We start from the raw sequence: 25,155 nt of genomic DNA, 5'->3' as shown, positions 1-25,155 counted from the left end.
GCTCGGTCGACCAACCCTGGGCGATCAACCGCCAGAACCTGCGCTCGATCTCCCTCGGCATCCGCGGACGCCCCATCGACACCACCCCGATCTGCTGGGGTGTTGCATCGACCCCTTGAACCCGAGGTCTGCTTTTCCGCGGAAAAGCGGGAGAGGGTCACATGCGGAAGACGCCATAGCCGACCTCCTCGAGGGGCGCGTTGGCGCAGGCGGACAGGGCCAGGCCGAGCACGGTGCGGGTCTGCGTCGGGTCGATCACGCCGTCGTCCCAGAGGCGGGCGGTCGCGTAGTACGGGTGCCCCTGCTGCTCGTACTGCTCGCGGATCGGCGCCTTGAACGCCTCCTCGTCCTCGGCCGGCCACTCCTCGCCGCGGGCCTCCAGCCCGTCGCGGCGCACCTGCGCGAGCACCGAGGCCGCCTGCTCGCCGCCCATCACCGAGATGCGCGAGTTGGGCCACGTGAAGAGGAAGCGGGGCGAGTACGCCCGGCCGCACATCGAGTAGTTGCCGGCGCCGAACGAGCCGCCGATGACCACGGTCAGCTTCGGTACCCGGGCGCACGCCACCGCGGTCACCATCTTGGCGCCGTGCTTGGTGATGCCCCCGGCCTCGTAGTCCCGGCCGACCATGAACCCGGAGATGTTCTGCAGGAAGAGCAGCGGGATCTTCCGCCGGTCGCACAGCTCGATGAAGTGCGCGCCCTTGAGCGCCGACTCGCTGAAAAGGACGCCGTTGTTCGCGACGATGCCGACCGGGTGGCCGTGCAGGCGGGCGAAGCCGGTGACCAGCGTGGACCCGTACAGCGGCTTGAACTCGGCGAACCGGCTGCCGTCGACGAGCCGGGCGATCACGTCGCGGACGTCGTAGGGCGTGCGCGGGTCCGGCGGCACGACCTCGACCACCGACTCGGGCGGGTGCACCGGCTCCTCCACCGGCGCGACGTCCCAGGGGCGGGGCTCGCGCGGGCCGAGGGTGCCCACGATCTGGCGGACGATCTGCAACGCGTGCGCGTCGTCGTCGGCCAGGTGGTCGGTGACCCCGCTGACCCGGCTGTGCAGGTCTCCCCCGCCCAGGTCCTCGGCGGTGACCACCTCGCCGGTCGCGGCCTTCACCAGCGGCGGGCCGCCCAGGAAGATCGTGCCCTGGCCGCGGACGATGACCGCCTCGTCGCTCATGGCCGGCACGTAGGCGCCACCGGCGGTGCACGACCCGAGGACGGCGGCGATCTGCGGGATGCCCGCCTTGGACATCGTGGCCTGGTTGTAGAAGATCCGGCCGAAGTGCTCGCGGTCGGGGAAGACGTCGTCCTGCATCGGCAGGAACGCGCCACCCGAGTCGACCAGGTAGATGCAGGGCAGCCGGTTGTGCAGCGCCACCTCCTGGGCGCGCAGGTGCTTCTTCACCGTCATCGGGTAGTAGGTGCCACCCTTGACGGTGGCGTCGTTGGCCACCACCACGCACTCGCGGCCGGCGATCCGGCCGATGCCGGTGATGATCCCGGCGGCCGGGGCGTCCCCGCCGTACAACCCGTGCGCGGCCAGCGGCGAGAGCTCCAGGAACGGACTGCCCGGGTCGAGCAGCGCGTCGACCCGCTCCCGGGGCAGCAGCTTGCCGCGCTCGACGTGCCGCTGCCGCGCCCGCTCACCGCCGCCCTGGGCCACCCGGCCCAGCTGGTCGGCGAGGTCGGCGGCCAGCGCGGCGTGCGCCGCGGCGTTGCGGGCGGCGGTGCCGGCATCGGCCGGCGTCGTTCGGGCGAGCACCGGGGCGTCCACGGGTGCAGGTTAACCAGCGTTCACTCGGGAGGGCCAGAGCTGCGCGCGAGTCGGTGAACCCGAGTTCACCGCCGGTACGATCCCCGGCGTGACGACGACCGGCTCGGAGCGGGACACCGCACTGCACGCCGACGCCGACCGGCCCTCGCGGCGCGAGCAGATCCTGCAGGCCGCGGCCCAGCTGTTCGCCGAGCGCGGTTCGCGCGCCGTGGGCGTGGACGACGTCGGGGCGGCCGTCGGCGTGACCGGCCCGGCGATCTACCGACACTTCGTCGGCAAGGACGCGATGCTCGCCGAGATGCTGCTGCGGATCAGCGAGCGGCTACTGGTCGGCGGCACGGAGCGGGTCGCCGCGGCCGGCGCGGACCCGTTCGCGCAGCTGCGAGCGCTGGTCGAGTTCCAGGTCGACTTCGCCCTGGACAACCCCGCCCTGATCACCGTCCACGACCGGGACCTCGGCTCGCTGGCCGACGACGACGCCGCGCAGGTGCGCCGGTTGCAGCGCCGCTACGTGGAGGTGTGGGTCGCGGTGCTGGCCCGGGTGCACCCCACGGCCGAAGCCGCCGCCTGCCGGGCGCGGGCGCACGCCGTCTTCGGTCTGATCAACTCCACCCCGCACAGCGCCGGCCGGCTGGACCGCCCGGCGATGGCCGAGCTGCTCACGACGATGGCCGTGGCCGCGGCCGGCGCCGTCCGCTAGTCGAAGGCGGGAGTGGTCAGCGAGAGCCCGTCGGTGGCCACCTGGTCCACCTCGGCGTCGGTGCCGCCGGCCGACGGGTCGGCCCAGTCGCTCTCCACGATGGTGACCGTGGGACCCGAGACCGCGCTGGCGTACTCGGCGTCGGTCAGCTCCTCCGGGCCGCCGGGGTAGGTGATCCCCTCCCTCAGCAGGTCGTTGACGTTGCCACTGCCGCTGGTGTCGGCCAGGCTCCGCAGCTCGCGGGCGGCCACGGTGTCGGGCATCCGCACCCTCGAGACCGAGACGACCACCTCGCGGCCGCCGACCTGCCCCGAGTAGAGCGCCCGGGACAGCCCCGTGCAGTCCGCGGTCTCGAAGAAGGCCGCCGTGTCGCCGTAGGCGTTGCCCACGCAGGTGTCGTCCACCTCGGCGGCGCGGACGGTGTACGTCACGCCGGCGACCTGCTGCACGCTGCCCACCGCGGGGCCGCTGGGCTCGGTCTCCGACGGCGGCGCCGGGGCGGCCGTCCCGCCGTCGGCACCCCGGTCGGCCAGCACCACGGCCAGGCCCACGCCGACCAGCGCGAGGACCAGGACGGCGGCGAGCGCCAGCAGGACACGTCGGGTGCGCCCCGGGCGCTCCGGGCCCGGGTCGTCGTCCTCGGCGGTGCGGTCCCAGAAGTGCTGCTGGGCCGGGTCGGCGGCCGCCGGCACGGCGGGGGCGGGCTGCTGAGCGGGCAGGGTCGCGGTGCGCGGCGGCTCGGGGGCGGCGTCCGGCTCCCCACCGGCGAAGAGCCCGCCGATGCCGGGATCGCCCGGAGGCGGCGCGGGGGGCCCGTCCACCGTCACGGTGTCCCGGGCGGTCACCGGCGCGGTCGGCGGGGTCGCGGGAGCCGGAGCTGCTGGAGCCGGGGCCGCGGGAGCCGGGGCTGCCGGAGCAGCCGGGGCAGCGGTGTCCGCGGCGGCCGCGGCCGCGGCGACCGACGGTCCGTCGATGGCGACGGTGTCCCCCGCCGGCCGCTCGGCAGCAGCGGGCTCCGCCGGAGCGGCCGGCGCCTGAGCCGCAGCCGCGGCGGCGTGCGCGGCCGCGACCGAGGCGGCGACGGCCTGGTCGATGGACTCCCGGGTGGGCACGGGCGGCGCAGCCGGGGATTCCTGCGCCGCGGGCACCGGTGGCACCTGCTCCGGTGGGGCGGGCGGCGCGACAGGTGGGGCTGGCGGCGCGGCAGGCGGGGCGGGCGGCGCGGCAGGCGGGACGGTCGGCGCGGCGGCAGCGGGCGCGGCCATCGCCGCCGGCGTCAGCAGCTGCGACCGGCGCAGGACGTACGGCGAGTACGGGAAGCCCTCGCCGTTGAGCTCCTCGACCGTGGGACCGCGCCCCTGCAGCCCCAACGCCTCGAGGGCGGCACGCACGTCGGCCGTCGTCCACAGCCGCGGGTTGTCCACGCCGGCGTACCGGCTTGCCCGCGCGATCCCGAGCAGCAGGGAACGGGTCTCGAGCAGGGCGACCTGGTCGCCCTCGCCGAGGTCGCCGTCGGCGGGCAGCAGGCCGTCGATCTGCCCGACCACGACCGTGAGGCGGGCGATCCGGCCCGGCTCGAGGCCGGCCCGGCGCAGCCGCATGGCCGTCTCCATCCCGGCGCGCATGAGCCCGTCCAGCGGTGTGGACCCGCCGCCGGCAAGCTGCAGGACCGCTCCGCCGGTGCCGGCCGGGCCGATCGTCCAGGGCCCTTCCGGCGAGGCGTTGAGGACGCCGGACTGCCGCTCGACCTCGGCCACCCGCACCACGGCGATGCCTTCGGGCACGAAGAGGATCGCGTCGGAGAGCCGGCGCTGCAGGGGGCCGTCGGAGAACGGGATCCCCGCGACGACCGCACCCCGGATGGCGTTGCCGGTGTCCCAGCGCACCAGCTCGGAGAAGAAGGCACGCTCCCCGTCCGTCTGCGGCGGCAGCGGGGTGAGGGGCAGCACGTTCGTCCTCCGGGGAGTGGTGGCGGTCTCGGGCACCGGTCGCGGCCGGTGGTCGATCGACCCCCGACGATCGGTCCCGACGCTACGTCACGTGGCCGAGGCGTCCCGGGGACCGCGCCGGGCGTCCTGCGAATCACCAGCCCCGGACGGCGCGGCACGCCCGCCACCGACGGGACGACGTCGGTGGCGGTGCGTACTGTCGGGCGCCGTGGCTGACAGCGCAGGGCACCTGGTCTGGATCGACTGCGAGATGACCGGACTGGACCTCGTCAAGGACAAGCTCATCGAGGTCGCGGTGGTCGTGACCGACTCCGAGCTCAACGTCCTGGACCCCGGTCTGGACCTGATCATCGGCGCCGACGACGCCGATCTCGACGGCATGAACGAGGTCGTCCAGGAGATGCACCGCAAGTCGGGGCTCACCGAGGAGGTCCGCGCCTCCACCCTCACCGTGGCCGAGGCCGAGCAGCAGGTGCTGGCCTACATCAAGCGCTGGGTGCCCGAGCGCCGGACGGCGCCGCTGTGCGGCAACTCGATCGGCACCGACCGCGGCTTCCTCGCCCGCGACATGCCCGAGCTCGACGACCACCTGCACTACCGGATGATCGACGTCTCCTCGGTCAAGGAGCTCGCCCGCCGGTGGTTCCCCCGCGTCTACTTCGGGCAGCCGGCCAAGGGCCTGGCGCACCGGGCGCTGGCCGACATCATCGAGTCGGTCCGCGAGCTGGCCTACTACCGGCGCACGGTGTTCGTCGGGCAGCCGGGCCCCAGCAGCTCGGAGGCCAAGAAGGCGGCCGAGGAGGTCGTCGGCGGGTTCGCGGCACTGCTCGGTGACGACGACGGGAAGCCCGCCACCGGAGCGTGAGGCACGCCGCTCCCCGGGCCTCGTCGGGCGGGCGTGCGGCTCCGGTATCGTTGCCCCGGTTCCTCCCCCGCCCGCGCGCGGGGACGGACATGGTGGGTGTAGCTCAGCTGGTAGAGCACCAGGTTGTGATCCTGGGTGTCGCGGGTTCGAGCCCCGTCACTCACCCCGGCGGAGGCCCTGGTCAGGTGACTGACCAGGGCCTTCGCATGCCGGCGGCTCTCGGGTGTCGGCGTCCGTCCAGGGCGCTCAGTCGACCAGCTCGTGACGGGAGCAGCCGTCGAGCTGCCGCAGCGACGTGATCCCGACGCCCTCGAGCGCACGGGTGGCGGGCTTCCCGATCGGCGGCCGCGGTTCCGGCGAGGACACGAGTCGGATGTCAGGCGGCGCTCGTGGACATCGGGCGCCCCATGCGCTCGGCGATGTTCTCCAGGACGGTCTTCAGCTGGGCGAACTCGGCGACGGTCATGCCGAGCTCGTCGATCATCATCTGCGAGAGCGCGCACGAGGGGTTCTCGAGGGCCCGGCCGGCGTCGGTGAGCCGGACGATGACCTGCCGCTCGTCCTCGGTGGAGCGGTGCCGGGTGATGAGGTCGAGCGCCTCGAGCCGCTTCACCAGCGGCGACATCGTGCCCGAGTCCAGACCCAGCCGTGCGCCCAGGCGGTTCACGGTCAATCCGTCGGTCTCCCACAGCGCCATGAGCGCCAACCACTGCGGATACGTGATCCCCAGGTCGTCGAGCATCGGCCGGTAGCGGGCGGTGACGGCTCTCGATGCGGAGTACAGCGCGAAGCAGATCTGGTCGTCGAGGAGCGTGCTCGGCTGCGGGACGGTGTCCATGGGACCAGTGAAAGCCATGGAGGTCATGCGCCCCGCCAGGAGCGCGACGTACGGCGGTGCCCCTGGGACGGGTGGGCCACACGAGCCTGGAGGGGGATCTCCCTCCGACGGGTGAGGGCGCGATGTGACCTCCGTCAAGCAACTTCCTTGCGCGCCGATGTCTTGCACACAAGGAACCGCACCGGTTCGACACGAGGCCGCCACGGATGGTGGCCGACCGAGGAATGGAGACCACCATGTGCGCCTGCACCCACACCCACGCCACGCCCGCCCGCCGCAACCGCCGGCGCGCGCTCGTGATCTTCTCCACCAGCCTCCTGCTCGTCGGCGGCGGCGTCGCCTGGGCCGCGTGGTCGACCAGCGGCACCGGCGCCGCCACCGCGAAGGCCACCACCGCCGACAGCCTCGTCGTCGGCCCCGGCACCCCGGTGGGGACGCTGTACCCCAAGCCCGCCGGGGGCTACGGCAGCGGCACCGTCGGCGCCGTGCACACCACCGTGTCCAACCCGAACGCCTACCCGGTGCGGATCACCCAGGCGACCGTGGGCGCGATCACCATCACCCCCGCTCTGGGCAAGACCTGCGCCCCCGGGAGCGTCGTGGCCTCGACCGCCGGCCCGATGACCCTGACCTCGCCGATCGCCCTCGCGGCGAACGCTGCTCCCGCGGCCGTCGAGATCCCCGGGGCGATCGAGATGATCTCCTCGGCCGAGGACGGCTGCCAGGGCGCCTCGATCGGCCTGACCCTGACCCTCACCGCCGCGTCGGCCTGATCGCCGCGCCGACCGAGAGGACCGTCCCGTGCCGGCCCGTCTCGCGAGCCTGCTGCTCGCCGCCTCCGCCGTGCTGGTGCTCGGCGCTCCGCCCTCGGCGGAGGCGGCCTGGGCGTCGACCGGCATCGGGCTGGCCGTGCAGAAGGCCATGGCCATGCCGACCGGGACGACACCGACCTCCGTGACGGGTATGAGCCTCGGCGCGGTGGGGCGGGCCTACACGATCACCTGGCCGACCACCTGGCTGCAGACCGGACGGCCCGCCACCGGCTACGTCATCAGCCGCAGCTCCAGCACCCTCGGCTCGGCCCTGATCTCCGGTGGCAGCTGCGCCGGCATGGGCACCGGCGGCCGCTACGTCCCCGCCAACACCATGACGACGAACCAGAGCTGCACCGACGACTCCACGGTCGCCCTCGGCAACGTCAGGTACTCCGTGACCCCGGTCTACGGCAACTGGCGAGGCCCGGCATCCCCGTGGACGCAGACGTACAACTGACCAGGAGCACGCCCGCGCCGTCCTGCCGCCGCACGTCCGAAGCCGGTGCCCCTGTTGGGCGGCCTGCCGGTGGTTCCGACCGCAGATTTCAGCGGCTCGAGCGCTTACGACGTAAACGGATCGGCTACCGTCGTCCCCGTGCCATTGATCTACCACTGGGGCGGTCCCCGCCATGGACATGTCGACCACGTGCCGGATGAGCAGATCGTCTCGGCGCTGCTGGTCTACGACGGCCCGAAGTGGATCGGCGTCTACGAGCCCCTCGACCCCCCGCAGGTCCGTGACACCCCGCAGGGGCCGGCTGCGGTGTGGATCGTCCGCGAATAGCTCCGGAGACGCTGCCGCACGCACGACACCGTGCCGGGCAGCGAGCGTCACGTCGTCGCCGGCGAAACCCTGCCTCAGCCGATGCGCATCGGCAGCGCCCGCGGGCCGCGGATCTGGCCGGCCGACCACCGCACGGCGTCGGGGTCCGCGAGGCTGAACTCCGGGATGCGGTCCAGCCACACGTCCAGCGCCACGGTCAGCTCCATGCGCGCCAGGTGCGAGCCGACGCAGCGGTGGATGCCCAGCCCGAACGCGGCGTGCCGGTTGACCTCGCGGTCGATGACGACCTCGCCGGCCCGCTCGAAACGCTCGGGGTCGCGGTTGGCCGCCGGGAAGGGCAGCAGGACCCAGTCCTCCTTCTTCATCCGGACCCCGCCGAGCTCGACGTCCTCCTTGACCAGCCGCGCCATGGTGACCGGGGCGTAGGCGCGGAGGAACTCCTCGACCGCCCGGGGCCGCAGCGAGCGGTCCTCGACCAGGCGCTCCCGGTCCTCGGGGTGCTGCGCCAGGTGCCACAGCGACGAGCCGATCGCGCTCCAGGTGGTGTCGATGCCGGCGATCAGCAGCAGCGTCATGGTGCCGACGACGTGCTGCGGGGTCAGCTTCTGCCCGTACAGCTCGGCGTTGAGCAAGTAGGTCGTCAGGTCGTCGCGCGGGTTGTCCAGGTGGTCCTTCACCTGCTCGAACAGGTAGTCCGAGAGCGCCATCCCCCGGGCCTGGCGCTCCTCGACCGGACCGTTGGCCCCCTCGAGCGCGTTCTCGACGAAGTGCGCGAACTTCTCGGTGTCCTCCTGCGGGAAGCCGAGCATGTCGGCGATCACCCGCATCGGGATGTACATCCCGTAGTCGGTCGCGGCGTCCACGACGTCCCGGCCCTCGAAGGCGTCGATCAGCGAGTGGCAGAACGCCTCGGTGGTCACCGCCTGCTTGGCGACGTTGGTCTTGGTGAAGGCCGGCAGCAGGAGCTTGCGGGCGTCGTGGTGGAACGGCGGGTCCGACGAGATCGGCGGGGCCAGGCCCACCGGGGCCACGTCCAGCGGCGGCCGGACGTTGCTCACGATGATCGCCCGGGACGTGAAGTGCTCGGTGTCGTAGGCGATCGCGGCGACGTCCTCGTACCGCGTGGGCAGCCACGCGCCACCGAACCGCTTGGTGTGCGCCACCGGGCACCGCTCCCGCAGGTCGTCCCACACCTCGATCGCGTTCTCGGCGTACTCGGGTTCCAGGTGCGAGAAGTCGGTGGTCCAGTCGGTGACCGGCCCGCTGACGATCTCGTTGTAGGTGCCGAGCTGGGCCCGCGCGATGCGCTCCTGCCGGGCCTCCTCGGTGAACCTCTCGTCGACGGTCATGCGTGGGCCTCCTCGTGCACCAGGACGGCGGACTCGGGACAGTTGGCCGCGGCCAGCCGGGCGTCGCCCTCGCGGTCCTCGGGGACGTCGCGGTCGGCGGTGAGGTCGGTCAGGGTCGCGTAGCCCTCCTCGTCCTCGCCGAACAGGTCCGGGGCGAGGTCGTAGCAGCGGCCGTGGCCCTGGCACTTCGTGGTGTCGATGCTCACTCTCATGCGTGCGTTCCGATCTCTCGAGGGGCACGGGCAGGTTCGAGGCTGGCGATGACCCGGATGAGCAGGTCGATCCAGTCCTGGTCGTCGACGTCGTGCAGGTCGGGGCTGATGAGCGTCGTCCCGGCGGCCAGCGCCAGGCAGAAGTGCGCGACCGCCTGCGGCGACAGCGCGGGGTCGAGCTCCCCGCTCCGCTGGCCCTCCCGGACCAGGTCCGCCAGCCAGCCGGCGCGCTCCCCGAGGTAGTCGTGCAGCGCCGGGACCACGTCGCCGTGGTGCCGGGCGGCGATCAGCGCCTCGACGGCCAGGAAGCTCTCCGGCCCCTGCTGACGCCGCAGCGCCGCGCCGGTCTGCAGCAGCAGGTCGGCCACCGAGCGGGTCGGGAACCGCGCCACCAGCTCCTCGAGGGGGCGCCGGCCGTGTGCCCGCAGGGCGCCGATCAGCAGCTCGGCCCGGGAGGTGAAGTAGCAGTACAACGCGCTGTTGCTCAGCCCGGCGGCCTTCGCGATGTCGGCGACCCGGGTGCCGTCGTAACCTCGCGCGGCGAAGACGTCGGCCGCGGCGCGCAGCAGGCGCCGACGCGTCCCCTCGGCGGTGGCTCCGACCGTGCGCCCCATGGCGAAATGAAATGTGATTCAGTTCACTCCGTCAAGGCCTTCGAGCGCGTCGCGCCGGTCCCGCGGGCACCTGGGCGGTGCGCCGTTCCCGTGCCAGACTCCGGCCATGGCCCTGATCACGCCGCCCGCGACGTCGTGATGCGGATCGACGAGCTCCCCACCCCCGCGCTCGTCGTCGACCGGGAGGTGCTCGAGCGCAACCTCGCGACCATGGCCCGGGCCTGGCCGGGGCGCCGGCTGCGCCCGCACGTCAAGGCGCACAAGACGAGCGGCCTGGCCCGGCTGCAGGCCGACCGGGGGCACCGGGGCTTCACCTGCGCCACCGTCCGCGAGGTCGAGGTCATGGCGGCAGCCGGGCTGGGCGAGGACCTGCTGCTGGCCAACGAGGTCCTCGACATGCGCCGGCTGGGAGCGGTCGTGGAGTCCGGCGCCCGGGTGACCGTCGCCGTCGACTCCGACGCAGTGCTCGCGGCGGCCGTGGCCGGCGGCGTCCGCGAGGTGCTCGTCGACGTGAACGTCGGGCTGCCGCGGTGCGGCTGCGACCCGGCCGACGCCGGCCGGCTGGCCGACGCAGCGCGGGCCGCGGGCCTCGAGGTCCGCGGCGTCATGGGCTACGAGGGCCACCTGATGATGGTCGCCGACCCGGTGGAGCGGGCCGAGCGGACGGCCGGCGCCATGGCCCTGCTGCAGAAGGCGCACGCGGACGTCGGCGGCGACGTCGTCTCCGGCGGCGGCACCGGGACCTGGCGGGCCAACACGGTCGTCACCGAGCTGCAGGCCGGCTCCTACGCGCTCATGGACTCCGCGTACGCCGCGCAGGACGACGTCCCCTTCGGGCAGGCGCTCACCGTGCTCGCGACCGTGGTCTCGGTGAACCGCAGCCAGGGCTACGCCGTCGCCGACGCCGGCCTCAAGGCGTTCGGCATGGACCACGGCAACCCGACCCTGCCGGGCGCGGCCGTCTGGTACTGCTCCGACGAGCACACGGTCTTCTCGGCGAAGGACGGCGCCGCGCTGCCCGCCGTCGGCGACCGGGTGCGGCTGGTGCCGGCGCACGTCGACCCGACCTGCGCGCTGCACGAGCGCATGTGGGTGGTCGACGGCGACGACGTCGTCGACAGCTGGCCGGTCGACATGCGGGGCTGGTGACCGCCGGCGGCGCGGCCCCTCAGCCGATGCGCAGCGGCAGCGCCCGCGGACCGCGGATCTGACCGGTCGACCACCGCACGGCGTCCGGGTCGGCCAGCGAGAACTCCGGGATGCGGTCCAGCCAGACGTCCAGCGCCACGCGCAGCTCCATCCGGGCCAGGTGCGAACCGACGCAGCGGTGGATGCCCAGGCCGAACGCGGCGTGCCGGTTCACCTCGCGGTCGATGACCACCTCGTCGGCCCGCTCGAACCGCTCGGGGTCGCGGTTGGCGGCCGGGAAGGGCAGCAGCACCCAGTCCTCGGCCTTCATCTCCACCCCGCCGAAGCTGATGTCCTCCTTGACCAGCCGGGCCATGGTGACCGGCGCGTAGGCGCGGAGGAACTCCTCGACCGCCGTCGTCCGCAGGGAGGGGTCGGCCACGAGTCGGCGCCGGTCCTCCGGGTGCTGGGCCAGGTGCCACAGCGAGGCGCCGATCGCGCTCCAGGTGGTGTCGATGCCGGCGATGAGCAGCAGCGCCATCGTGCCGGCGACGTGCTGGGGCTCGAGCTTCTGGCCGTACAGCTCTGCGTTGACCAGGTAGGTCGTGAGGTCGTCCCGCGGGTTGTCGACGTGGTCGCGGATCTGCGCCAGGAGGTAGTCGAACAGCTGGTTGCCGCGCTCCTCCCGCTCCTCCATCGGGTCGTTGACCCCCTCCAGGGCGTTCTCCACGAAGGCCTTGAACTGCGGGCCGTCCTCGGCGGGGAAGCCCAGCATGTCGGCGACCACGCGGATGGGGATGTGCATGCCGTACTCGGTCGCCGCGTCCACGACGTCCCGGCCGGCGAGTCCGTCGATCAGCGAGTGGCAGAACGCCTCGGTCGTCACCGCCTGCTTCGCGACGTTCGCCTTGGTGAACGCCGGGAGCAGCAGCTTGCGCGCGTCGTGGTGGAACGGCGGATCCGACGAGATCGGCGGCTCACCGCCGACCGGCGCCAGGTCCAGCGGGGGCCGGTAGTTGTTCACGATGATCGCGCGCGAGCTGAAGTGGTCGGTGTCGTAGGCGATCGCTTGCACGTCCTCGTACCGGGTCGGCAGCCAGGCGCCGCCGAACCGCCCGGTGTGCGCGATCGGGCACCGCTGCCGCAGGTCCGCCCAGATCTCGGGGGCGTGCTTCGCGTACTGCTCGTCGATGTGCGAGAAGTCGGTGGCCCAGTCCCCCACCGGACCGGTCACCGGCTCGCTCCACGTCCCGAGCTCCTCCTCGGCGGGCTCGCGCCGGTGGAAGTCCTCGGTGAACCTGTCGTCGACGGTCATCGTCGCCCTCCTCGCAGCGGAACCGGCGTCGTGCGCGATCGGGCAATTGAAATGTGATTCAGTTCACGCCGTCAAGGACTTCGGCGGCGGGCGCCTCGATCGCCGGGCCCGCGGAGCCGGCGGCCCGGGGTGCGTGCCAGGATCCGCTTCGGTCGGCAGGCCCGGCCCCCGCCGACGAGAACACGAGGAGTGCGCGTGGCCAACCACGGCGACTGGCAGTTCGGGATCTACTTCAACGGGCTGGTCGGGCAGAGGCCGACGCTGCCCATGCACTACGACGCCCTCGCGCGGGCGGCCGAGCAGGCCATGTCCGAGGAGGTGTGGTCCTACGTCGCCGGCGGCGCGGGCAACGAGCACACGCAGCGGATCAACGTCACCGCCTTCGAGCGCTGGGGCCTCATGCCGCGGATGCTCGCCGGCGCCGCGCAGCGCGAGCTCGGCGTCGAGCTGTTCGGCCGGCAGCTGCCGACGCCGCTGATGCTGGCGCCGGTCGGCGTCATCGGCATCTGCGAGAAGGAGGGGCACGGCGATCTGACGACCGCCCGCGCCGCAGCGGCCACCGGCGTCCCGATGATCGCCTCGACCCTGATGCAGGACCCGCTCGAGGACGTCGCCGCCGCCCTGGGCGACACCCCCGGCTGGTTCCAGCTCTACCCGCCGAACGACCGCGAGCTCACCGAGAGCCTGGTCCGGCGGGCCGAGGCGGCGGGCTACGAGGCCATCGTGATCACCCTGGACACGCTGACGCTGGGCTGGCGCCCGCGGGACCTGACGATCGCGAGCTTCCCGCAGCTCACCGGCCTGTGCCTGGCCAACTACACCTCCGACCCGGTGTTCCGCTCCCGGCTGGCCGCGTCCCCGGAGGAGGACCCGCAGGCCGCCGTCGGGCACTGGGCGTCGATCTTCGGCAACCAGAGCCTGAGCTGGGACGACCTGGCCTGGTTCCGCTCGCTCACCTCGCTGCCGATCCTGCTCAAGGGCATCTGCTCCCCCGACGACGCCCGCCGCGCCGTCGACGCCGGCATGGACGGCATCTACTGCTCCAACCACGGCGGCCGCCAGGCCAACGGCGGGATACCGGCCATCGACTGCCTCCCCGACGTCGTGGACGCCGTGGGCGACGCGCCGGTGATCTTCGACAGCGGGATCCGCGGCGGCCCGGACGTGGTCAAGGCCCTCGCCATGGGGGCCCGCGCCGTCGCCGTCGGCCGCCCCTACGCCTATGGCCTCGCGGTCGGCGGGCAGGAAGGGATCGAGCACGTGCTCCGCTGCCTGCTCGCCGAGACCGACCTGACCATGGCGGTCGACGGCTATCCCTCGATCGCCTCCCTGACGCGGGACGCGCTGCGCCCGGTCCGCTGAGGACGGCGGGTCACCGGCCGACCTGCGCCGGTGACTCACCACCCTCGAGGTCGCCCTCGGTGTCGAGGTAGGCCTGCTGCAGCTCGGCGAGCAGCGCCGGATCGGGCTCGGCCCACATCGTCCGGTCGACGGCCTCGAGCAGCCGCTCGGCGATGCCGTGCAGCGCCCACGGGTTGGACCTCTCCATGAACTCGCGGTTCTCCGGGTCCAGCACGTAGGTCTGCGCGAGCTTCTCGTACATCCAGTCGGCGACGACGCCGGTGGTGGCGTCGTAGCCGAACAGGTAGTCCACGGTGGCGGCCATCTCGAACGCGCCCTTGTAGCCGTGCCGGCGCATCGCGGCCATCCACTTCGGGTTGACCACCCGCGCCCGGAACACCCGCGCGGTCTCCTCGGTGAGCGACCGGGTGCGCACCTGCTCGGGCCGGGTGGAGTCGCCGATGTAGGCAGCCGGCGCCTGCCCGGTCAGCGCGCGGACGGTCGCCACCATCCCGCCGTGGTACTGGAAGTAGTCGTCGGAGTCGGCGATGTCGTGCTCGCGGGTGTCCACGTTCTTCGCCGCGACCGCGATCCGCTTGTACGCCGCCTCCATGTCCGGGCGGGCCTGGACGCCGTCGAGGTCCCGGCCGTACGCGTAGCCGCCCCACACGGCGTACACCTCGGCGAGGTCGGCGTCCCCGCGCCAGTTGCGGCTGTCGATCAGCGACAGCAGCCCGGCCCCGTAGGCGCCGGGCTTGGAGCCGAACACCCGGGTGGTGGCCCGGCGCCGGTCGCCGTGCGTGGCGACGTCGGCGTCCACGTGGGCGCGCACGAAGTTCTGCGCCGGGTCCTCGTCGAGGCCGGCGGCCAGGGTCACCGCGTCGTCCAGCATGGTGACCACGTGCGGGAACGCGTCCCGGAAGAAGCCGCTGATCCGCACCGTGACGTCGATCCGCGGCCGGCCCAGCTCGTCGAGCGGGATCGGCTCGAGACCCGTGATCCGCCGGGAGGCCTCGTCCCAGACGGGGCGGACGCCGAGCAGCGCCAGCACCTCCGCGATGTCGTCGCCGGAGGTGCGCATCGCCGAGGTGCCCCACACCGACAGCCCCACCGAGCGCGGGTACTCCCCCGTGTCGGTGCGGTACCGGTCCACCAGTGACTCGGCCATCGCCTGCCCGGTCTCCCAGGCCAGCCGCGAGGGCACCGCGCGCGGGTCCACGGAGTAGAAGTTGCGCCCGGTCGGCAGCACGTTGATCAGCCCCCGCAGCGGCGAGCCCGAGGGCCCGGCCGGCACGTAGCCGCCCTCGAGGGCGTGCAACGTGGCGTCCAGCTCGTCGGTGGTGCGCTCCAGCCGGGGCACGACCTCGTCGGCGGCGAAGCGGAGGACGGCGGCGACCCCGTCGTCGTCCCGGCCGAGGACCGCGCGGACGACGTCGTGCACGCCGGCGGCGGTCCAGCCGCGCGCCTCCATCCCCTCGACGAGGGCGACGGCGAGCGCCTCGACGCGGTCGGTCTCCGCGAGCCCCGCCGTCCCGTCCTCGGTCAGGCCGAGCGCCTCGCGCAGGCCCGGGAGCGCGACCGAGCCGCCCCAGATCTGCCGGGCCCGCAGCATGGCGAGCACCAGGTCCATGCGGTTCTGCCCGACCGGCGGGGCGCCCAGCACGTGCAGGCCGTCGCGGATCTGGGAGTCCTTGATCTCGCAGAGCCACCCGTCGACGTGCAGGATCATCTCGTCGAAGTGCTCGTCCGCGGGGCGCTCGTCGAGCCCCAGGTCGGCGTCGAGCTTGGCCGCCTGCAGCAGCGTCCAGATCTGCGCCCGGACGGCGGGCAGCTTCGCCGGGTCCATGGCCGCGACGTTGGCGTGCTCGTCGAGCAGCTGCTCCAGGCGGGCGATGTCGCCGTAGGTCTCCGCGCGGGCCATCGGCGGCACCATGTGGTCGACCAGGGTGGCGTGCGCCCGACGCTTGGCCTGGCTGCCCTCCCCCGGGTCGTTGACCAGGAACGGGTAGACCAGCGGCAGGTCGCCGACCGCGGCGTCCGGACCGCAGCTCGCCGACAACCCGACGGTCTTGCCCGGCAGCCACTCCATGTTCCCGTGTTTGCCGACGTGCACCAGCGCGTGCGCGCCGAAGACCGACCGCAGCCACCAGTAGGCGGCCAGGTAGTGGTGCGAGGGCGGCAGGTCGGGGTCGTGGTAGATCGCGATCGGGTTCTCGCCGAAGCCGCGGGGCGGCTGCACCATGACGACGAGGTTGCCGGCCCGAAGTGCGGCGAAGACGATGTCGTCCCCGTCCACGTACAGCGAGCCGGGCGCCTCGCCCCAGTGCTCGACCATCGCCTCGCGCAGGTCGGCCGGGAGGCTGTCGAAGTGCTTCCGGTACTCGGCGGCGGGGATGCGCACCGGGTTGCCGGACAGCTGCTCCTCAGTCAGCCAGTTCTCGTCCTGCCCGCCGGCCGCGATCAGCGCGTGGACCAGCGCGTCGCCGTCGAGGTCGGCGACGCCGGGCAGCGCGTCCGGGCCGTCGAAGGGGCCGATGTCGTAGCCCTGCCCGGCCATCGCGGCGAGCAGCCGGACGACCGACGCGGGGGTGTCCAGGCCGACGGCGTTGCCGATGCGGGCGTGCTTGGTCGGGTAGGCCGACAGCATCACCACGATCCGCCGCTCGGCCGGCGGGGTGTGCCGCAGCCGAGCGTGGGCGACGGCGGTGCCGGCCACCCGCGCCGCCCGTTCCGGGTCGGCGACGTAGGAGGTCAGCCCGTCGTCGTCGGTCTCCTTGAACGAGAACGGCACGCTGATCAGCCGCCCATCGAACTCCGGGATGGCGACCTGGTTGCCGACGTCGAGCGGGGAGAGCCCGTCGTCGTCGGCCAGCCACTCCTCGCGCGACCGGGTCAGGCACAGCCCCTGGATGACCGGGACGTCGAGCGCGGCGAGCTCGCCGACGTCCCAGGCGCCGTCGTCCCCACCGGCCTGCGCGGTCGCCGGCCGTGCGCCGCCGGCCGCGAGCACCGTCACGACCATCGCGTCGGCGGTGCGCAGGGTGTCCAGGAGTTCGGGGTGCACCGAGCGCAGCGAGGAGGTGAAGACCGGCAGCGCGCGGCCACCGGCGTCCTCCACGGCGCGGCACAGCGACTCGACGAAGCCGGTGTTCCCCGCCAGGTGGTGCGCCCGGTAGTAGAGGACGGCGACGGCCGGGCCGTCCCCGGTGCTCTCCCGGTCGAGGACGCCCCAGTCCGGCGCGACCGACGGCGGCTCGAACCCCTCGCCGGTCAGCAGCACGGTGTCGGAGAGGAAGCGGTGCAGCTGGACCAGGTTGTCCGGCCCGCCCTGCGCCAGGTAGCCGTGCGCCTCGGTCGCGACGCCCATCGGGACGGTCGACAGCTCCATCAGCTCGGCGTCGGGCACCTGCTCCCCACCGAGGACGACGACCGGCGCGGGCCCGGCCAGCAGCGGCGCGAGCATCTCCTCGTACTGCCGCCGGACGCCCAGGATGCGGACGACGACGAGCGGGCTGCCCTCGACGGCGGCGGCGAGGCCCTCGGCGTCCAGCCGCGACGGGTTGCCCAGCCGCCAGCCGGCACCCGAGGCGCGGGCGGACAGCAGGTCGGTGTCGCTGGTGGACAGCAGCACGAAGGCGGGGTCGCTCACGGCGCATTCCTCACTCGGGGTCCGCGCCCCGGGTCGTCGGGCACGGCAGCCGGAGTGTCTGGCTCCCCTGGTCGCCCGGGGTCACAGTGGCGGGACCGCGCCGGGATCGCACCGGCTTCCTCGCTGCACTGCCGTGATGGAGCGAACCTACTACCGCGCCCGTCCCGGACCCCGCGGCGGAGCAGCGACGTAGCCTCGCGGGCGCCATGACCGTTCCCCCCGCCCGGCTGCGCGCCGATGCCTGCCCCGGAGCGCTGCAGACCCACGCCGCGGCCGACGGCGCCCTCGCCCGCGTCCGAGTGCCCGGGGGTGCGCTGACCTCGATCCAGCTGCGCGACCTGGCCGCGGCCGCCCGCGAGCTCGGGGACGGCGCCCTGGAGCTGACCAGCCGGGGGAACGTGCAGCTGCGCGGCCTGCAGGCGGGGTCGGAGGCGGAGCTCGGCGACCGGCTCGCCGCGACCGGCCTGCTGCCCAGCGCCACCCACGAGACGGCACGCAACGTGCTGGCCAGCGTGCTGAGCGGTCGGGCCGGCGGGCTGCTCGACGTGCGGCCGTGGGTGCCGGCGTTCGACGCCGGCCTGTGCGCCGATCCCGCGCTGGCCGCCCTGCCGGGCCGGTTCCTGGCGGCCTTCGACGACGGCCGGGCCGACGTGATCGGGCTGGGCGCCGACGTGGGGCTGCTGGCCCTGGACTCCGCGGTGGCGCTGGTGCTGGCCGGCGTCGACAGCGGGCTGCGCACCGGGCCGGACGGCGCGGTCGAGCTGGCGCTGGCGGCGACCCGCGCCTTCCTCGCCGTCCGCGCGGAGCAGGGCGGCACCGCGTGGCGGATCGCCGACCTGACCGACGGGCCGGCTCGCGTCGCTGCCCTTCTCGGCGGCGCCACCGATGCGCCGCGGGCCGTTCCTGCGGCACCGCTGGGCGGACCGGCCGGGGCGGTGCGGCAAACCGATGGCCGGACGGCGCTGGGCGCCGTCGTCCCCCTCGGCCGGCTGACCGCCGACCAGGCGGAGCTGCTCGCGGAGACCTCGAGCGGCGAGCTGCAGCTGACGCCGTGGCGCAGCGTCGTCGTCCCCGACCTGGCCGATGCCGGAGCGCTGCCGCTGCTGGCCGCCGCCGGGCTGGAGCTCGACGACGGCAGCCCGTGGCTGCGGGTGACCGCCTGCGCCGGGCGGCCCGGGTGCGCCAAGTCGCTGGCCGACGTGCGGTCCGACGTCGTCCGGGCGGTGGCGGCGGGCGAGCTGCCGGCCGGCGGCGCCCGGCAGCACTGGGTGGGCTGCGAGCGCCGCTGCGGCCGGCCGGCCGGCGAGGTCGTGGACGTCGTGGCGACCGGGGGCGGCTACCGCGTCGGCTGAGCGGTCACTTCCGCCAGAACAGGTGGTGGGTGACCCCGCTCGGGCTCGGCACGACGTCGCAGTGGAAGCGGTCGAGCAGCTCGTCGGGCGAGGTCCAGAGGCGGGTGCCGCGGCCCAGCTCGACCGGCGCCACGGCGACGTGCAGCGTGTCGACGAGGTCGGCGTCGAGGAACTCGCGGACGACCGTCGCTCCCCCGCCGAGGCGGACGTCCTTGCCCTGCGCGGCCTCCCGCGCCTGCTCGAGCACCTCGGCCGGCTTCCCGTCGACGAAGTGGAACGTGGTGTCGCCCAGGGTGAACGACGGGCGCAGGTGGTGGGTCAGGACGAACACCGGCGTGTGGAACGGCGGCTCGTCGCCCCACCACCCCTGCCACTCGTGGTTCTGCCACGGGCCGCGGTGCGGGCTGAACTTGTTCGCGCCCATGATCTCGGCGCCGATGTTGTGCGAGAAGTCGCGGGTGAAGTAGTCGTCCAGGCCGCGGCTGCCGCCCGGATCGGTGCGGTTGGGCCAGCTCGCCGTGGCTCCGGCCCAGGACATCAGGTCCATGGGGTTGGCGTGCCCGAACGGTCGCTCCAGGCTCTGGCCCTCGCCGGCGCCGAAGCCGTCGCTCGAGACGCCGAAGTTCTGCACTCTGAGCAGCTGGGTCACGGGACTCCTCCTCGGTGGTGGACGACGATCAGACCACCGCCGCGCGCCGATCTCATCGGCGGAACCGTGCACCACCCGGTGGGCGGTGGCCGAGGCGTGCCACGCATCCTCGTATCGCTCCGAGTGGGGGCGGCCGGGGCCCGTCCACCTGCTGGCCAGGCCCCTCGCCACCGCCACGGTCGAGCAGCGCCCTGCCACTCGACCGACAGGAGGCTGCCGTGCGGCCCCAGCGCCGGCCCGTGTCCGCGCCCGTCCCCGGGGACGACGTCGCGGCGGCGACCGCCCGCCTCGCCGCCCGGCGAACCCCGATCGTCAGTACGACCGGCCCGTGGCGGGACCTCGTGTTCCGGCTAGGCGCCGCCGGGCAGGTGCAGGTGAGCCGGTTGGCCAGCGGCGGGCCGGGGCGCGCCCCGTACGGCTACCCGGTGGTCCGCGGCCGGCTGCAGCCCGCACCCAGCGGCGGGGTGCTGCTCGTCGGCACCGCGCGGGAGTCGCGGATCAACGTGGCCGTCAGCGTGATGAACTGGGTCCTCACGCTGGGCATGCTCGCGCTGGGCCTGTCGGCGCTCCCGCCCGACGCCTACGGGCCAGAACGCGCCGCGGTGCTGGGCACCGGGTTCGGCGCCGCCGCGGTGTTCGCACTCATCGGCCTGCTCATCGGGTGGGCGCGGCGGAGGTTCTCCCGGGACGTCGACGACCTGCTGGCCGACCTGGCGCAGCTACCGCCCGCCGACGGCTCCCCCGCCGCCTCCTGACCTGCACCACGAACCCCACTCGGCGCGATACGACCTCGCATCTGTGGACAGGCTTCTGACCTGGGGATTCAGGTGGTGCGCAGCTGCTCGATTCGGTAGTATTCGTACATGTGTTCGACCGGCTGCGTGACTCCGACGGCGTGCCTCGCCGGTGCGCTGTCGGCGCTGGCCGGTCAGGACCTGAAGGGATCGTTCGGGCCGGCGGTGATCGAACGCACCGGCGCCCTGGTGATCGCGAAGAACCGGCTGGACGCCGAGCTGGCCCGCACGGTGCGCGAGGGTGAGCTGACCCAGGCCGCCGAGCACGACGGCAAGGCCACGATGGCCTCCTGGCTGCGCGGGCACCACCGGTTGTCCAAGGCCGAGGCGGCCCGGCTGGTGCGCAACGGCCGCACGCTCGAGCAGCTGCCGGTGCTGGCCGCCGCGGCCGCCGCCGGTGCGGTGACCGCGGAAGCGGTCGGTGTCATCGCGCCGGTGGTGTCGGAGGTGAACCTGGCCCGCGCCGCCGCCCAGGGCGTGGACATGGGCGAGATCGACGCCGCGCTGACCGAGGCCGCCTGCACCGCCTCCCACGCCGACCTGCGCGAGGCCGTCGGTCACTACCTGGCCCGGCTGGACCCTGACGGCACCGAACCGGACCCCACCGAACAGCGGTCGCTGCACATCACCAAGAACGGCGACGGGACGGTGTCCTTCCACGGCACCCTCGACGCCGTGGGCGGCGAGAAGTTCCAAGCCGCCGTCGAGTCCCACGTGCAAGCCGACCGGCCCGCCGGTGACCGGCGCACCCGCTCCCAGCGGCAGGGTGATGCGCTGGTGCAGCTCTGCGACAACGCCCTGGCGGCAGGGAACCTGCCCACGCTGCGCGGGCACAAGCCGCACGTGGTCGTGACGATCGACCTCGACGACCTGATGGACACCTCGACCGGCGCCGGGGCCGGCCGCACCGGGTTCGGCGGGATCATCTCCGCCGCCCGGGCCCGCTGGCTGGCCTGCGACGGCAACGTCACCCGCGTCGTGATGGGCCCCGAAGGCCAGCCCCTGGACTTCGGCCGCACCAAGCGAATCGTCCCACCGCACCTGCGCCGCGCCGTCGAGGTACGCGACCGGTCCTGCGTGTTCGCCGGCTGCGACGCGCCCACCCACTGGTGCGACGTCCACCATGTCGCCGAATGGCTCCTGGACGACGGGCCGACCAACCTGGAGAACTCCGCACTGCTGTGCGAACGACACCACACCAAGGTCCACCACGGCTTCCGGGTCGAACGACAACCCGACGGCCGATGGCGCACCTGGCGGCCCGACGGCACCGAGATCGTCCTCCCCGAACCGTTCCTCCTCAGCGCCTGACCGGCCCGATCAGGCCCGGCGTGCCCCCGGTGATCCTCACCGCGGGGCCCGCCGTGCTGCCCGGATACCCGCCCGGCACGAATGAGCAGGAGCGGAGCTCAACGGAACCCGACCCGTGCGGCCACGGCGGCCGACGAGGTGTGGCGAGGTCGACACCGCAGTGTGCCGGCGCCGCCCGTCCAGCGGAGGTGGCGGCGTACGGCCACGGCGGCCGACGAGGTGTGGCGAGGTCGACACCGCAGTGTGCCGGCGCCGCCCGTCCAGCGGAGGTGGCGCCCACGGAATGCCGGACATCGTGCGGCGGTAGCGCGCTCCCGCATCGTCGCGCTACTGGCCCAGGGAGTAGCGCAGGTCGGCGTTGATGAGCTCGTTGATCCGCCGGCGCAGGTGGCCCAGCAGCGAGGCGTCCGGCTGCGGCTCGTCGACCAGCAGCACCCAGCGCAGGTCGGTTCCGTAGCCGCTGCGGTCACCGGGCAGCTCGAAGCGGATCTGCGCCTCGGGCCTGCGGTTCCACAGCGAGGACCACACCACCAGGTCGGGCGCCACCGCCTCGATGACACGAGGACACCGCTCGTCATCGAGCAACCTGAGCCACGGCCGGGCCGGATCGCGGTCGGGCGCAGTCAGCGCCTCGAAGAGCACATGAGGCGGCGCCGGCTGGTTGCGCCGCCGCGACCCGACCTCGAGCACGGCAGTCACCGTAGGCGGCGCCGAGCTCTTCCCGAGCGAGGTCGTCGGGGCGAGCACCCCTGGCCTCCCGGGGCGCCCGGGTGTCCACACGCGAGCGAGCCGTAGCCTCGCCCCCGCACGGGCGCTCAGCCGCGCCCGCACCGAGTGCGATGGAGACCCCGCAGCGCATGTACGAGTACGAGAAGGACGGCGCCGAGATCTACCGGCAGTCGTTCGCGACCATCCGCGCCGAGGCGGATCTGCGCGGCATGCCCGAGGACATCGCCCGGGTCGCCGTCCGCATGATCCACGCCTGCGGGCAGGTCGACCTGGTCGAGGACGTCGCGTACTCCCCCGCCGTCGTCCAGCGCGCCCGGGCCGCCCTGGACACCGGCGCGCCCGTGCTCTGCGACGTCCAGATGGTCGCCTCGGGGGTCACCCGCCGCCGGCTGCCGAAGGACAACGACGTCGTCTGCACGCTGAACGACCCGCGCACGCCCGCCCTCGCCGCGGAGCTCGGCACCACCCGCACCGCCGCCGCGCTGGAGCTCTGGCGCGACCGCCTGGAGGGCGCCGTGGTGGCCATCGGCAACGCGCCCACCGCGCTGTTCCACCTGCTGGAGATGGTCGCCGCAGGGGGGCCGCGGCCGGCCGCCGTCCTGGGCATCCCGGTCGGGTTCATCGGTGCGGCCGAGTCCAAGGACGCCCTGGCCGCCTCGGACCTCGACTTCCTCGTCGTCCGCGGGCGGCGCGGGGGCAGCGCCCTCACCGCCGCCGCGGTCAACGCGATCGCGAGCGACGTCGAATGAGCACCGGACGCCTCTACGGGGTCGGGCTGGGGCCCGGCGACCCGGAGCTGCTCACCGTCAAGGCCGCCCGGCTGATCGGTGCCGCCGACGTCGTCGCCTTCCACGCCGCGCGGCACGGCCGGTCGGTCGCCCGCGGGATCGCCGCGCCGTACCTGCGCGAGGGCCAGATCGAGGAGCTGCTCGTCTACCCGGTCACCACCGAGACCACCGACCACCCCGGCGGCTACCAGGGCGCGATCGACGAGTTCTACGAGGCGGCGGCCGCCCGGCTGGCCGCGCACCTGGAGGCCGGCCGCGACGTCGTCGTGCTGGCCGAGGGCGACCCGTTCTTCTACGGCTCCTACATGCACATGCACAAGCGGCTCGCGCACCGGTTCCCGACCGAGGTCGTCCCCGGCGTCACCAGCGTCAGCGGTTCCGCGGCGGCCGTCGGCCGGCCCCTGGTCGAGCGGGACGAGGTGCTCACGGTCCTGCCCGGCACGCTGCCCGCCGAGGAGCTCGCCGAGTGGCTGTCGACCACCGACTCGGCCGCGGTGATGAAGCTCGGCCGCACGTTCCCGCAGGTCTGCGAGGCGTTCGACCGCGCCGGGGTCCTCGACCGGGCGCTGTACGTCGAGCGCGCCACCACCGAGGGCCAGCGCACGCTGCCGCTGGCCGACGTCGACCCGTCGAGCGTCCCCTACTTCTCCCTCGCCCTGCTGCCGAGCCCGCTCACCGGCGAGCTGCCGGTCGAGGAGCACGCCGCCCACGAGGACGCCACCGCCGGCGAGGTCGTCGTGGTCGGGCTGGGTCCCGGCGCCCGGCACTGGACGACGCCCGAGGCGGCGGACGCCCTCGCCGGCGCCGACGTCCTGATCGGGTACGGCCCCTACCTGGACCGGGTGGCGGTCAACCCGCGCCAGGAGCGGTACCCCAGCGACAACCGGGTGGAGGCCGAGCGCGCCGCCCATGCCCTCGAACTGGCCCGCTCCGGACGGCGCGTCGCCGTCGTCTCCAGCGGTGACCCCGGCGTCTTCGCGATGGCTGCGGCGGTCCTCGAGGTCGCCGGCCGGCCGGAGTTCGCCGACGTGCCGGTGCGGATCGTCCCCGGGCTCACCGCGGCCCAGGCGGTCGCGTCGAAGGCCGGCGCCCCGCTCGGGCACGACTTCTGCGTGATGTCGCTGTCCGACGTCCTCAAGCCGTGGGACGTCGTCGTCGACCGGCTGCGGCACGCGGCGGCCGCCGACCTGGTGATCGCGCTCTACAACCCGCGGTCCAAGCACCGCCCGCACCAGCTCGGCGAGGCGCAGCAGGTGTTGCTGGAGAACCGTTCCGCTGACACCGTGGTGGTCGTCGGCCGGGACGTCGGCGGCCCCGAGGAGCAGCTGACCGTCACCACGCTGGGCGAGCTCGACCCCGCGACGATCGACATGCGGTGCCTGCTGATCATCGGCTCCTCGCAGACGCGGGTCGGCCCGTCCGGTCAGGTCTGGACCTCGCGGACCTACCCCGGCTGACCGCGCAGCCAGGCCAGCGCCTCGTCGACGGTCGCCACCGTCGGCACGCCGGGCGGCAGGGGCGGCCGGCGGACGAGCACGACCGGCACCCCGAGTTCCCGGGCGGCGACGAGCTTGGCCTCGGTCATGTGGCCGCCGCTGTCCTTGGTGACGACGACCTGCACCGCGTGCTCGCGCAAGAGCGCCCGCTCGTCGTCGAGGCTGAACGGGCCGCGTTCGAGGACGACGGTGGTGCGGGCCGGCAGCGGCGGCTCCGGCGGGTCGACCGACCGCACGATGCAGTGCGCGGCCAGCCCGGCGAAGGCGGCAAGCCCCCGCCGGCCGGTCGTGAGGAAGACCCGGTCGAACCCGGCGACGGCCGCCGCGGCGTCCTCCAGCGAGTCGACCCACCGCCAGTCGTCGCCCGGCTGCGCCGTCCACCCCGGCCGCTGCAGCCGCAGCAGCGGCACCCCGGCGACCTCCGCTGCCACCGCCGCGGAGGCGGTCATGGTCGCCGCGAAGGGGTGCGTCGCGTCCACCACGGCCGCCACCGGGTGCGCGGCCAGCCAGGCGGCCAGCCCCTCCGCCCCGCCGAAGCCGCCGATCCGCACCTCGCCGGCCGGCAGCACCGGATCGGCGACCCGCCCGGCCAGCGAGCTGGTCACCTCGACGCCCTCGGCGACCAGCGCCTCGGCCAGCCGCCGCGCCTCTCCCGTGCCGCCGAGCACCAGCACCCGGCCGGGCCGGCTCACCACCCGTGCATCCT

General features: G+C 74.1%; 23 protein-coding genes, 1 tRNA gene and 1 riboswitch. Of the genes, 13 read left to right on the top strand and 11 right to left on the bottom strand.

Features of this window, described 5'->3' with window-relative positions; genetic code table 11:
• Window positions 1-157: 157 nt before the first annotated feature.
• Complete coding sequence (locus DQ239_RS16680) at window positions 158-1,771, bottom strand: carboxyl transferase domain-containing protein (RefSeq protein ID WP_113835529.1); 1,614 nt, start codon at window positions 1,769-1,771, stop codon at window positions 158-160.
• An 88-nt stretch (window positions 1,772-1,859) separates the two neighbouring features.
• Here DQ239_RS16680 and DQ239_RS16675 point away from each other — a divergent pair, with 88 nt between their 5' ends.
• On the top strand, window positions 1,860-2,471 hold the full coding sequence (locus tag DQ239_RS16675; RefSeq protein ID WP_113835528.1) for a TetR/AcrR family transcriptional regulator: 612 nt from the start codon (window positions 1,860-1,862) through the stop codon (window positions 2,469-2,471).
• On the opposite strand, the gene DQ239_RS16670 is transcribed toward DQ239_RS16675, so the two are convergent.
• On the bottom strand, window positions 2,468-4,420 hold the full coding sequence (locus DQ239_RS16670) for a hypothetical protein (protein WP_113835527.1): 1,953 nt from the start codon (window positions 4,418-4,420) through the stop codon (window positions 2,468-2,470). The two genes, DQ239_RS16675 and DQ239_RS16670, sit on opposite strands and share 4 nt — an antisense overlap.
• A 208-nt stretch (window positions 4,421-4,628) precedes the next feature.
• Here DQ239_RS16670 and orn point away from each other — a divergent pair, with 208 nt between their 5' ends.
• Both orn and DQ239_RS16660 read left to right on the top strand, forming a co-directional pair.
• Window positions 4,629-5,285 (top strand): oligoribonuclease, encoded by a 657-nt coding sequence (gene orn, locus DQ239_RS16665; RefSeq protein WP_113835526.1) that lies wholly within the window; start codon window positions 4,629-4,631, stop codon window positions 5,283-5,285.
• Window positions 5,286-5,377: 92 nt separating this feature from the next.
• Window positions 5,378-5,450, top strand: a tRNA-His gene (locus DQ239_RS16660).
• A 211-nt stretch (window positions 5,451-5,661) separates the two neighbouring features.
• On the opposite strand, the gene DQ239_RS16655 is transcribed toward DQ239_RS16660, so the two are convergent.
• Window positions 5,662-6,123 carry a MarR family transcriptional regulator gene (locus DQ239_RS16655; protein WP_113835525.1) on the bottom strand — a complete coding sequence of 154 codons (462 nt, stop codon included), beginning with the start codon at window positions 6,121-6,123 and terminating at the stop codon, window positions 5,662-5,664.
• Between the two features lie 236 nt (window positions 6,124-6,359).
• Between DQ239_RS16655 and DQ239_RS16650 the strand changes: the two genes are divergently transcribed.
• From DQ239_RS16650 to DQ239_RS20155, 3 genes are all read left to right on the top strand, one after another.
• A complete protein-coding gene (locus DQ239_RS16650; RefSeq protein WP_113835551.1) occupies window positions 6,360-6,896 on the top strand; it encodes a hypothetical protein in 537 nt (178 codons plus the stop codon).
• Between the two features lie 28 nt (window positions 6,897-6,924).
• A complete protein-coding gene (locus DQ239_RS16645) occupies window positions 6,925-7,395 on the top strand; it encodes a hypothetical protein (protein ID WP_113835524.1) in 471 nt (156 codons plus the stop codon).
• 138 nt (window positions 7,396-7,533) lie between these two features.
• Window positions 7,534-7,722, top strand: coding sequence for a hypothetical protein (locus tag DQ239_RS20155; RefSeq protein ID WP_147252150.1), 189 nt, complete (start codon window positions 7,534-7,536; stop codon window positions 7,720-7,722).
• Between the two features lie 74 nt (window positions 7,723-7,796).
• Here the strand turns inward: DQ239_RS20155 and DQ239_RS16635 are convergent, their stop codons facing one another.
• From DQ239_RS16635 to DQ239_RS16625, 3 genes are read right to left on the bottom strand one after another with little or no spacing between them, the layout of a single operon-like run.
• Window positions 7,797-9,071 (bottom strand): cytochrome P450, encoded by a 1,275-nt coding sequence (locus tag DQ239_RS16635; protein ID WP_113835522.1) that lies wholly within the window; start codon window positions 9,069-9,071, stop codon window positions 7,797-7,799.
• Window positions 9,068-9,283, bottom strand: a complete 216-nt coding sequence (locus tag DQ239_RS16630; RefSeq protein WP_113835521.1) for a ferredoxin — start codon at window positions 9,281-9,283, stop codon at window positions 9,068-9,070. The genes DQ239_RS16635 and DQ239_RS16630 overlap by 4 nt, the downstream gene beginning before the upstream one ends.
• The gene (locus tag DQ239_RS16625; RefSeq protein ID WP_113835520.1) at window positions 9,280-9,897 is read right to left on the bottom strand and encodes a TetR/AcrR family transcriptional regulator; all 618 of its coding nucleotides are present in this window, start codon (window positions 9,895-9,897) and stop codon (window positions 9,280-9,282) included. The genes DQ239_RS16630 and DQ239_RS16625 overlap by 4 nt, the downstream gene beginning before the upstream one ends.
• A 90-nt stretch (window positions 9,898-9,987) precedes the next feature.
• Here DQ239_RS16625 and DQ239_RS16620 point away from each other — a divergent pair, with 90 nt between their 5' ends.
• Complete coding sequence (locus tag DQ239_RS16620) at window positions 9,988-11,046, top strand: alanine racemase (RefSeq protein ID WP_199583079.1); 1,059 nt, start codon at window positions 9,988-9,990, stop codon at window positions 11,044-11,046.
• Between the two features lie 19 nt (window positions 11,047-11,065).
• Here the strand turns inward: DQ239_RS16620 and DQ239_RS16615 are convergent, their stop codons facing one another.
• Window positions 11,066-12,340, bottom strand: coding sequence for a cytochrome P450 (locus DQ239_RS16615; protein WP_113835518.1), 1,275 nt, complete (start codon window positions 12,338-12,340; stop codon window positions 11,066-11,068).
• A 195-nt stretch (window positions 12,341-12,535) separates the two neighbouring features.
• Between DQ239_RS16615 and DQ239_RS16610 the strand changes: the two genes are divergently transcribed.
• The gene (locus DQ239_RS16610; protein WP_233489397.1) at window positions 12,536-13,702 is read left to right on the top strand and encodes a lactate 2-monooxygenase; all 1,167 of its coding nucleotides are present in this window, start codon (window positions 12,536-12,538) and stop codon (window positions 13,700-13,702) included.
• A gap of 10 nt (window positions 13,703-13,712) precedes the next feature.
• On the opposite strand, the gene cobN is transcribed toward DQ239_RS16610, so the two are convergent.
• Entirely contained in the window at window positions 13,713-17,330 is a 3,618-nt protein-coding gene (cobN, locus tag DQ239_RS16605) for a cobaltochelatase subunit CobN (RefSeq protein ID WP_113835517.1), read from the bottom strand.
• A 52-nt stretch (window positions 17,331-17,382) separates the two neighbouring features.
• A riboswitch (cobalamin riboswitch) is annotated at window positions 17,383-17,452 on the bottom strand.
• A gap of 84 nt (window positions 17,453-17,536) precedes the next feature.
• Between cobN and DQ239_RS16600 the strand changes: the two genes are divergently transcribed.
• Window positions 17,537-18,682: a nitrite/sulfite reductase gene (locus DQ239_RS16600; RefSeq protein ID WP_113835516.1), complete on the top strand. Its 1,146-nt coding sequence runs from the start codon at window positions 17,537-17,539 to the stop codon at window positions 18,680-18,682.
• A 4-nt stretch (window positions 18,683-18,686) separates the two neighbouring features.
• Here DQ239_RS16600 and DQ239_RS16595 read toward each other — a convergent pair whose 3' ends face one another.
• The gene (locus tag DQ239_RS16595) at window positions 18,687-19,331 is read right to left on the bottom strand and encodes a dihydrofolate reductase family protein (RefSeq protein WP_113835515.1); all 645 of its coding nucleotides are present in this window, start codon (window positions 19,329-19,331) and stop codon (window positions 18,687-18,689) included.
• A gap of 239 nt (window positions 19,332-19,570) precedes the next feature.
• Here DQ239_RS16595 and DQ239_RS16590 point away from each other — a divergent pair, with 239 nt between their 5' ends.
• Window positions 19,571-20,086: a hypothetical protein gene (locus DQ239_RS16590; protein ID WP_147252149.1), complete on the top strand. Its 516-nt coding sequence runs from the start codon at window positions 19,571-19,573 to the stop codon at window positions 20,084-20,086.
• Between the two features lie 108 nt (window positions 20,087-20,194).
• Window positions 20,195-21,436, top strand: coding sequence for an HNH endonuclease signature motif containing protein (locus tag DQ239_RS16585; RefSeq protein ID WP_113835513.1), 1,242 nt, complete (start codon window positions 20,195-20,197; stop codon window positions 21,434-21,436).
• A gap of 327 nt (window positions 21,437-21,763) precedes the next feature.
• On the opposite strand, the gene DQ239_RS21025 is transcribed toward DQ239_RS16585, so the two are convergent.
• Window positions 21,764-22,126, bottom strand: a complete 363-nt coding sequence (locus tag DQ239_RS21025) for a hypothetical protein (protein WP_113835512.1) — start codon at window positions 22,124-22,126, stop codon at window positions 21,764-21,766.
• A 167-nt stretch (window positions 22,127-22,293) separates the two neighbouring features.
• Here DQ239_RS21025 and DQ239_RS16575 point away from each other — a divergent pair, with 167 nt between their 5' ends.
• Window positions 22,294-22,914, top strand: a complete 621-nt coding sequence (locus DQ239_RS16575) for a precorrin-8X methylmutase (RefSeq protein WP_113835549.1) — start codon at window positions 22,294-22,296, stop codon at window positions 22,912-22,914.
• A complete protein-coding gene (locus DQ239_RS16570) occupies window positions 22,911-24,410 on the top strand; it encodes a precorrin-2 C(20)-methyltransferase (RefSeq protein ID WP_113835511.1) in 1,500 nt (499 codons plus the stop codon). The genes DQ239_RS16575 and DQ239_RS16570 overlap by 4 nt, the downstream gene beginning before the upstream one ends.
• Here DQ239_RS16570 and DQ239_RS16565 read toward each other — a convergent pair.
• Entirely contained in the window at window positions 24,398-25,144 is a 747-nt protein-coding gene (locus DQ239_RS16565; protein WP_233489392.1) for a cobalt-precorrin-6A reductase, read from the bottom strand. The genes DQ239_RS16570 and DQ239_RS16565 overlap by 13 nt on opposite strands.
• Window positions 25,145-25,155: the final 11 nt, after the last annotated feature.

The sequence above is a fragment of the Blastococcus sp. TF02-09 genome (assembly GCF_003319105.1).
Classification (GTDB): domain Bacteria; phylum Actinomycetota; class Actinomycetes; order Mycobacteriales; family Geodermatophilaceae; genus Blastococcus.
Note: the sequence above shows the minus strand (reverse complement) of the source record. Positions and strands in the feature narration are given on the sequence as shown.

What these genes read in the sequence shown, in the direction of transcription:
- DQ239_RS16655 (WP_113835525.1), bottom strand. Translation starts at nt 6,123, where the DNA reads ATGGACACCGTCCCGCAGCCGAGCACGCTCCTCGACGACCAGATCTGC.
- DQ239_RS16650 (WP_113835551.1), top strand. Translation starts at nt 6,360, where the DNA reads ATGTGCGCCTGCACCCACACCCACGCCACGCCCGCCCGCCGCAACCGC.
- DQ239_RS16635 (WP_113835522.1), bottom strand. Translation starts at nt 9,071, where the DNA reads ATGACCGTCGACGAGAGGTTCACCGAGGAGGCCCGGCAGGAGCGCATC.
- DQ239_RS16630 (WP_113835521.1), bottom strand. Translation starts at nt 9,283, where the DNA reads ATGAGAGTGAGCATCGACACCACGAAGTGCCAGGGCCACGGCCGCTGC.
- DQ239_RS16625 (WP_113835520.1), bottom strand. Translation starts at nt 9,897, where the DNA reads ATGGGGCGCACGGTCGGAGCCACCGCCGAGGGGACGCGTCGGCGCCTG.
- DQ239_RS16615 (WP_113835518.1), bottom strand. Translation starts at nt 12,340, where the DNA reads ATGACCGTCGACGACAGGTTCACCGAGGACTTCCACCGGCGCGAGCCC.
- DQ239_RS16600 (WP_113835516.1), top strand. Translation starts at nt 17,537, where the DNA reads ATGACCGTTCCCCCCGCCCGGCTGCGCGCCGATGCCTGCCCCGGAGCG.
- DQ239_RS16585 (WP_113835513.1), top strand. Translation starts at nt 20,195, where the DNA reads ATGTGTTCGACCGGCTGCGTGACTCCGACGGCGTGCCTCGCCGGTGCG.
- DQ239_RS16575 (WP_113835549.1), top strand. Translation starts at nt 22,294, where the DNA reads ATGTACGAGTACGAGAAGGACGGCGCCGAGATCTACCGGCAGTCGTTC.
- DQ239_RS16570 (WP_113835511.1), top strand. Translation starts at nt 22,911, where the DNA reads ATGAGCACCGGACGCCTCTACGGGGTCGGGCTGGGGCCCGGCGACCCG.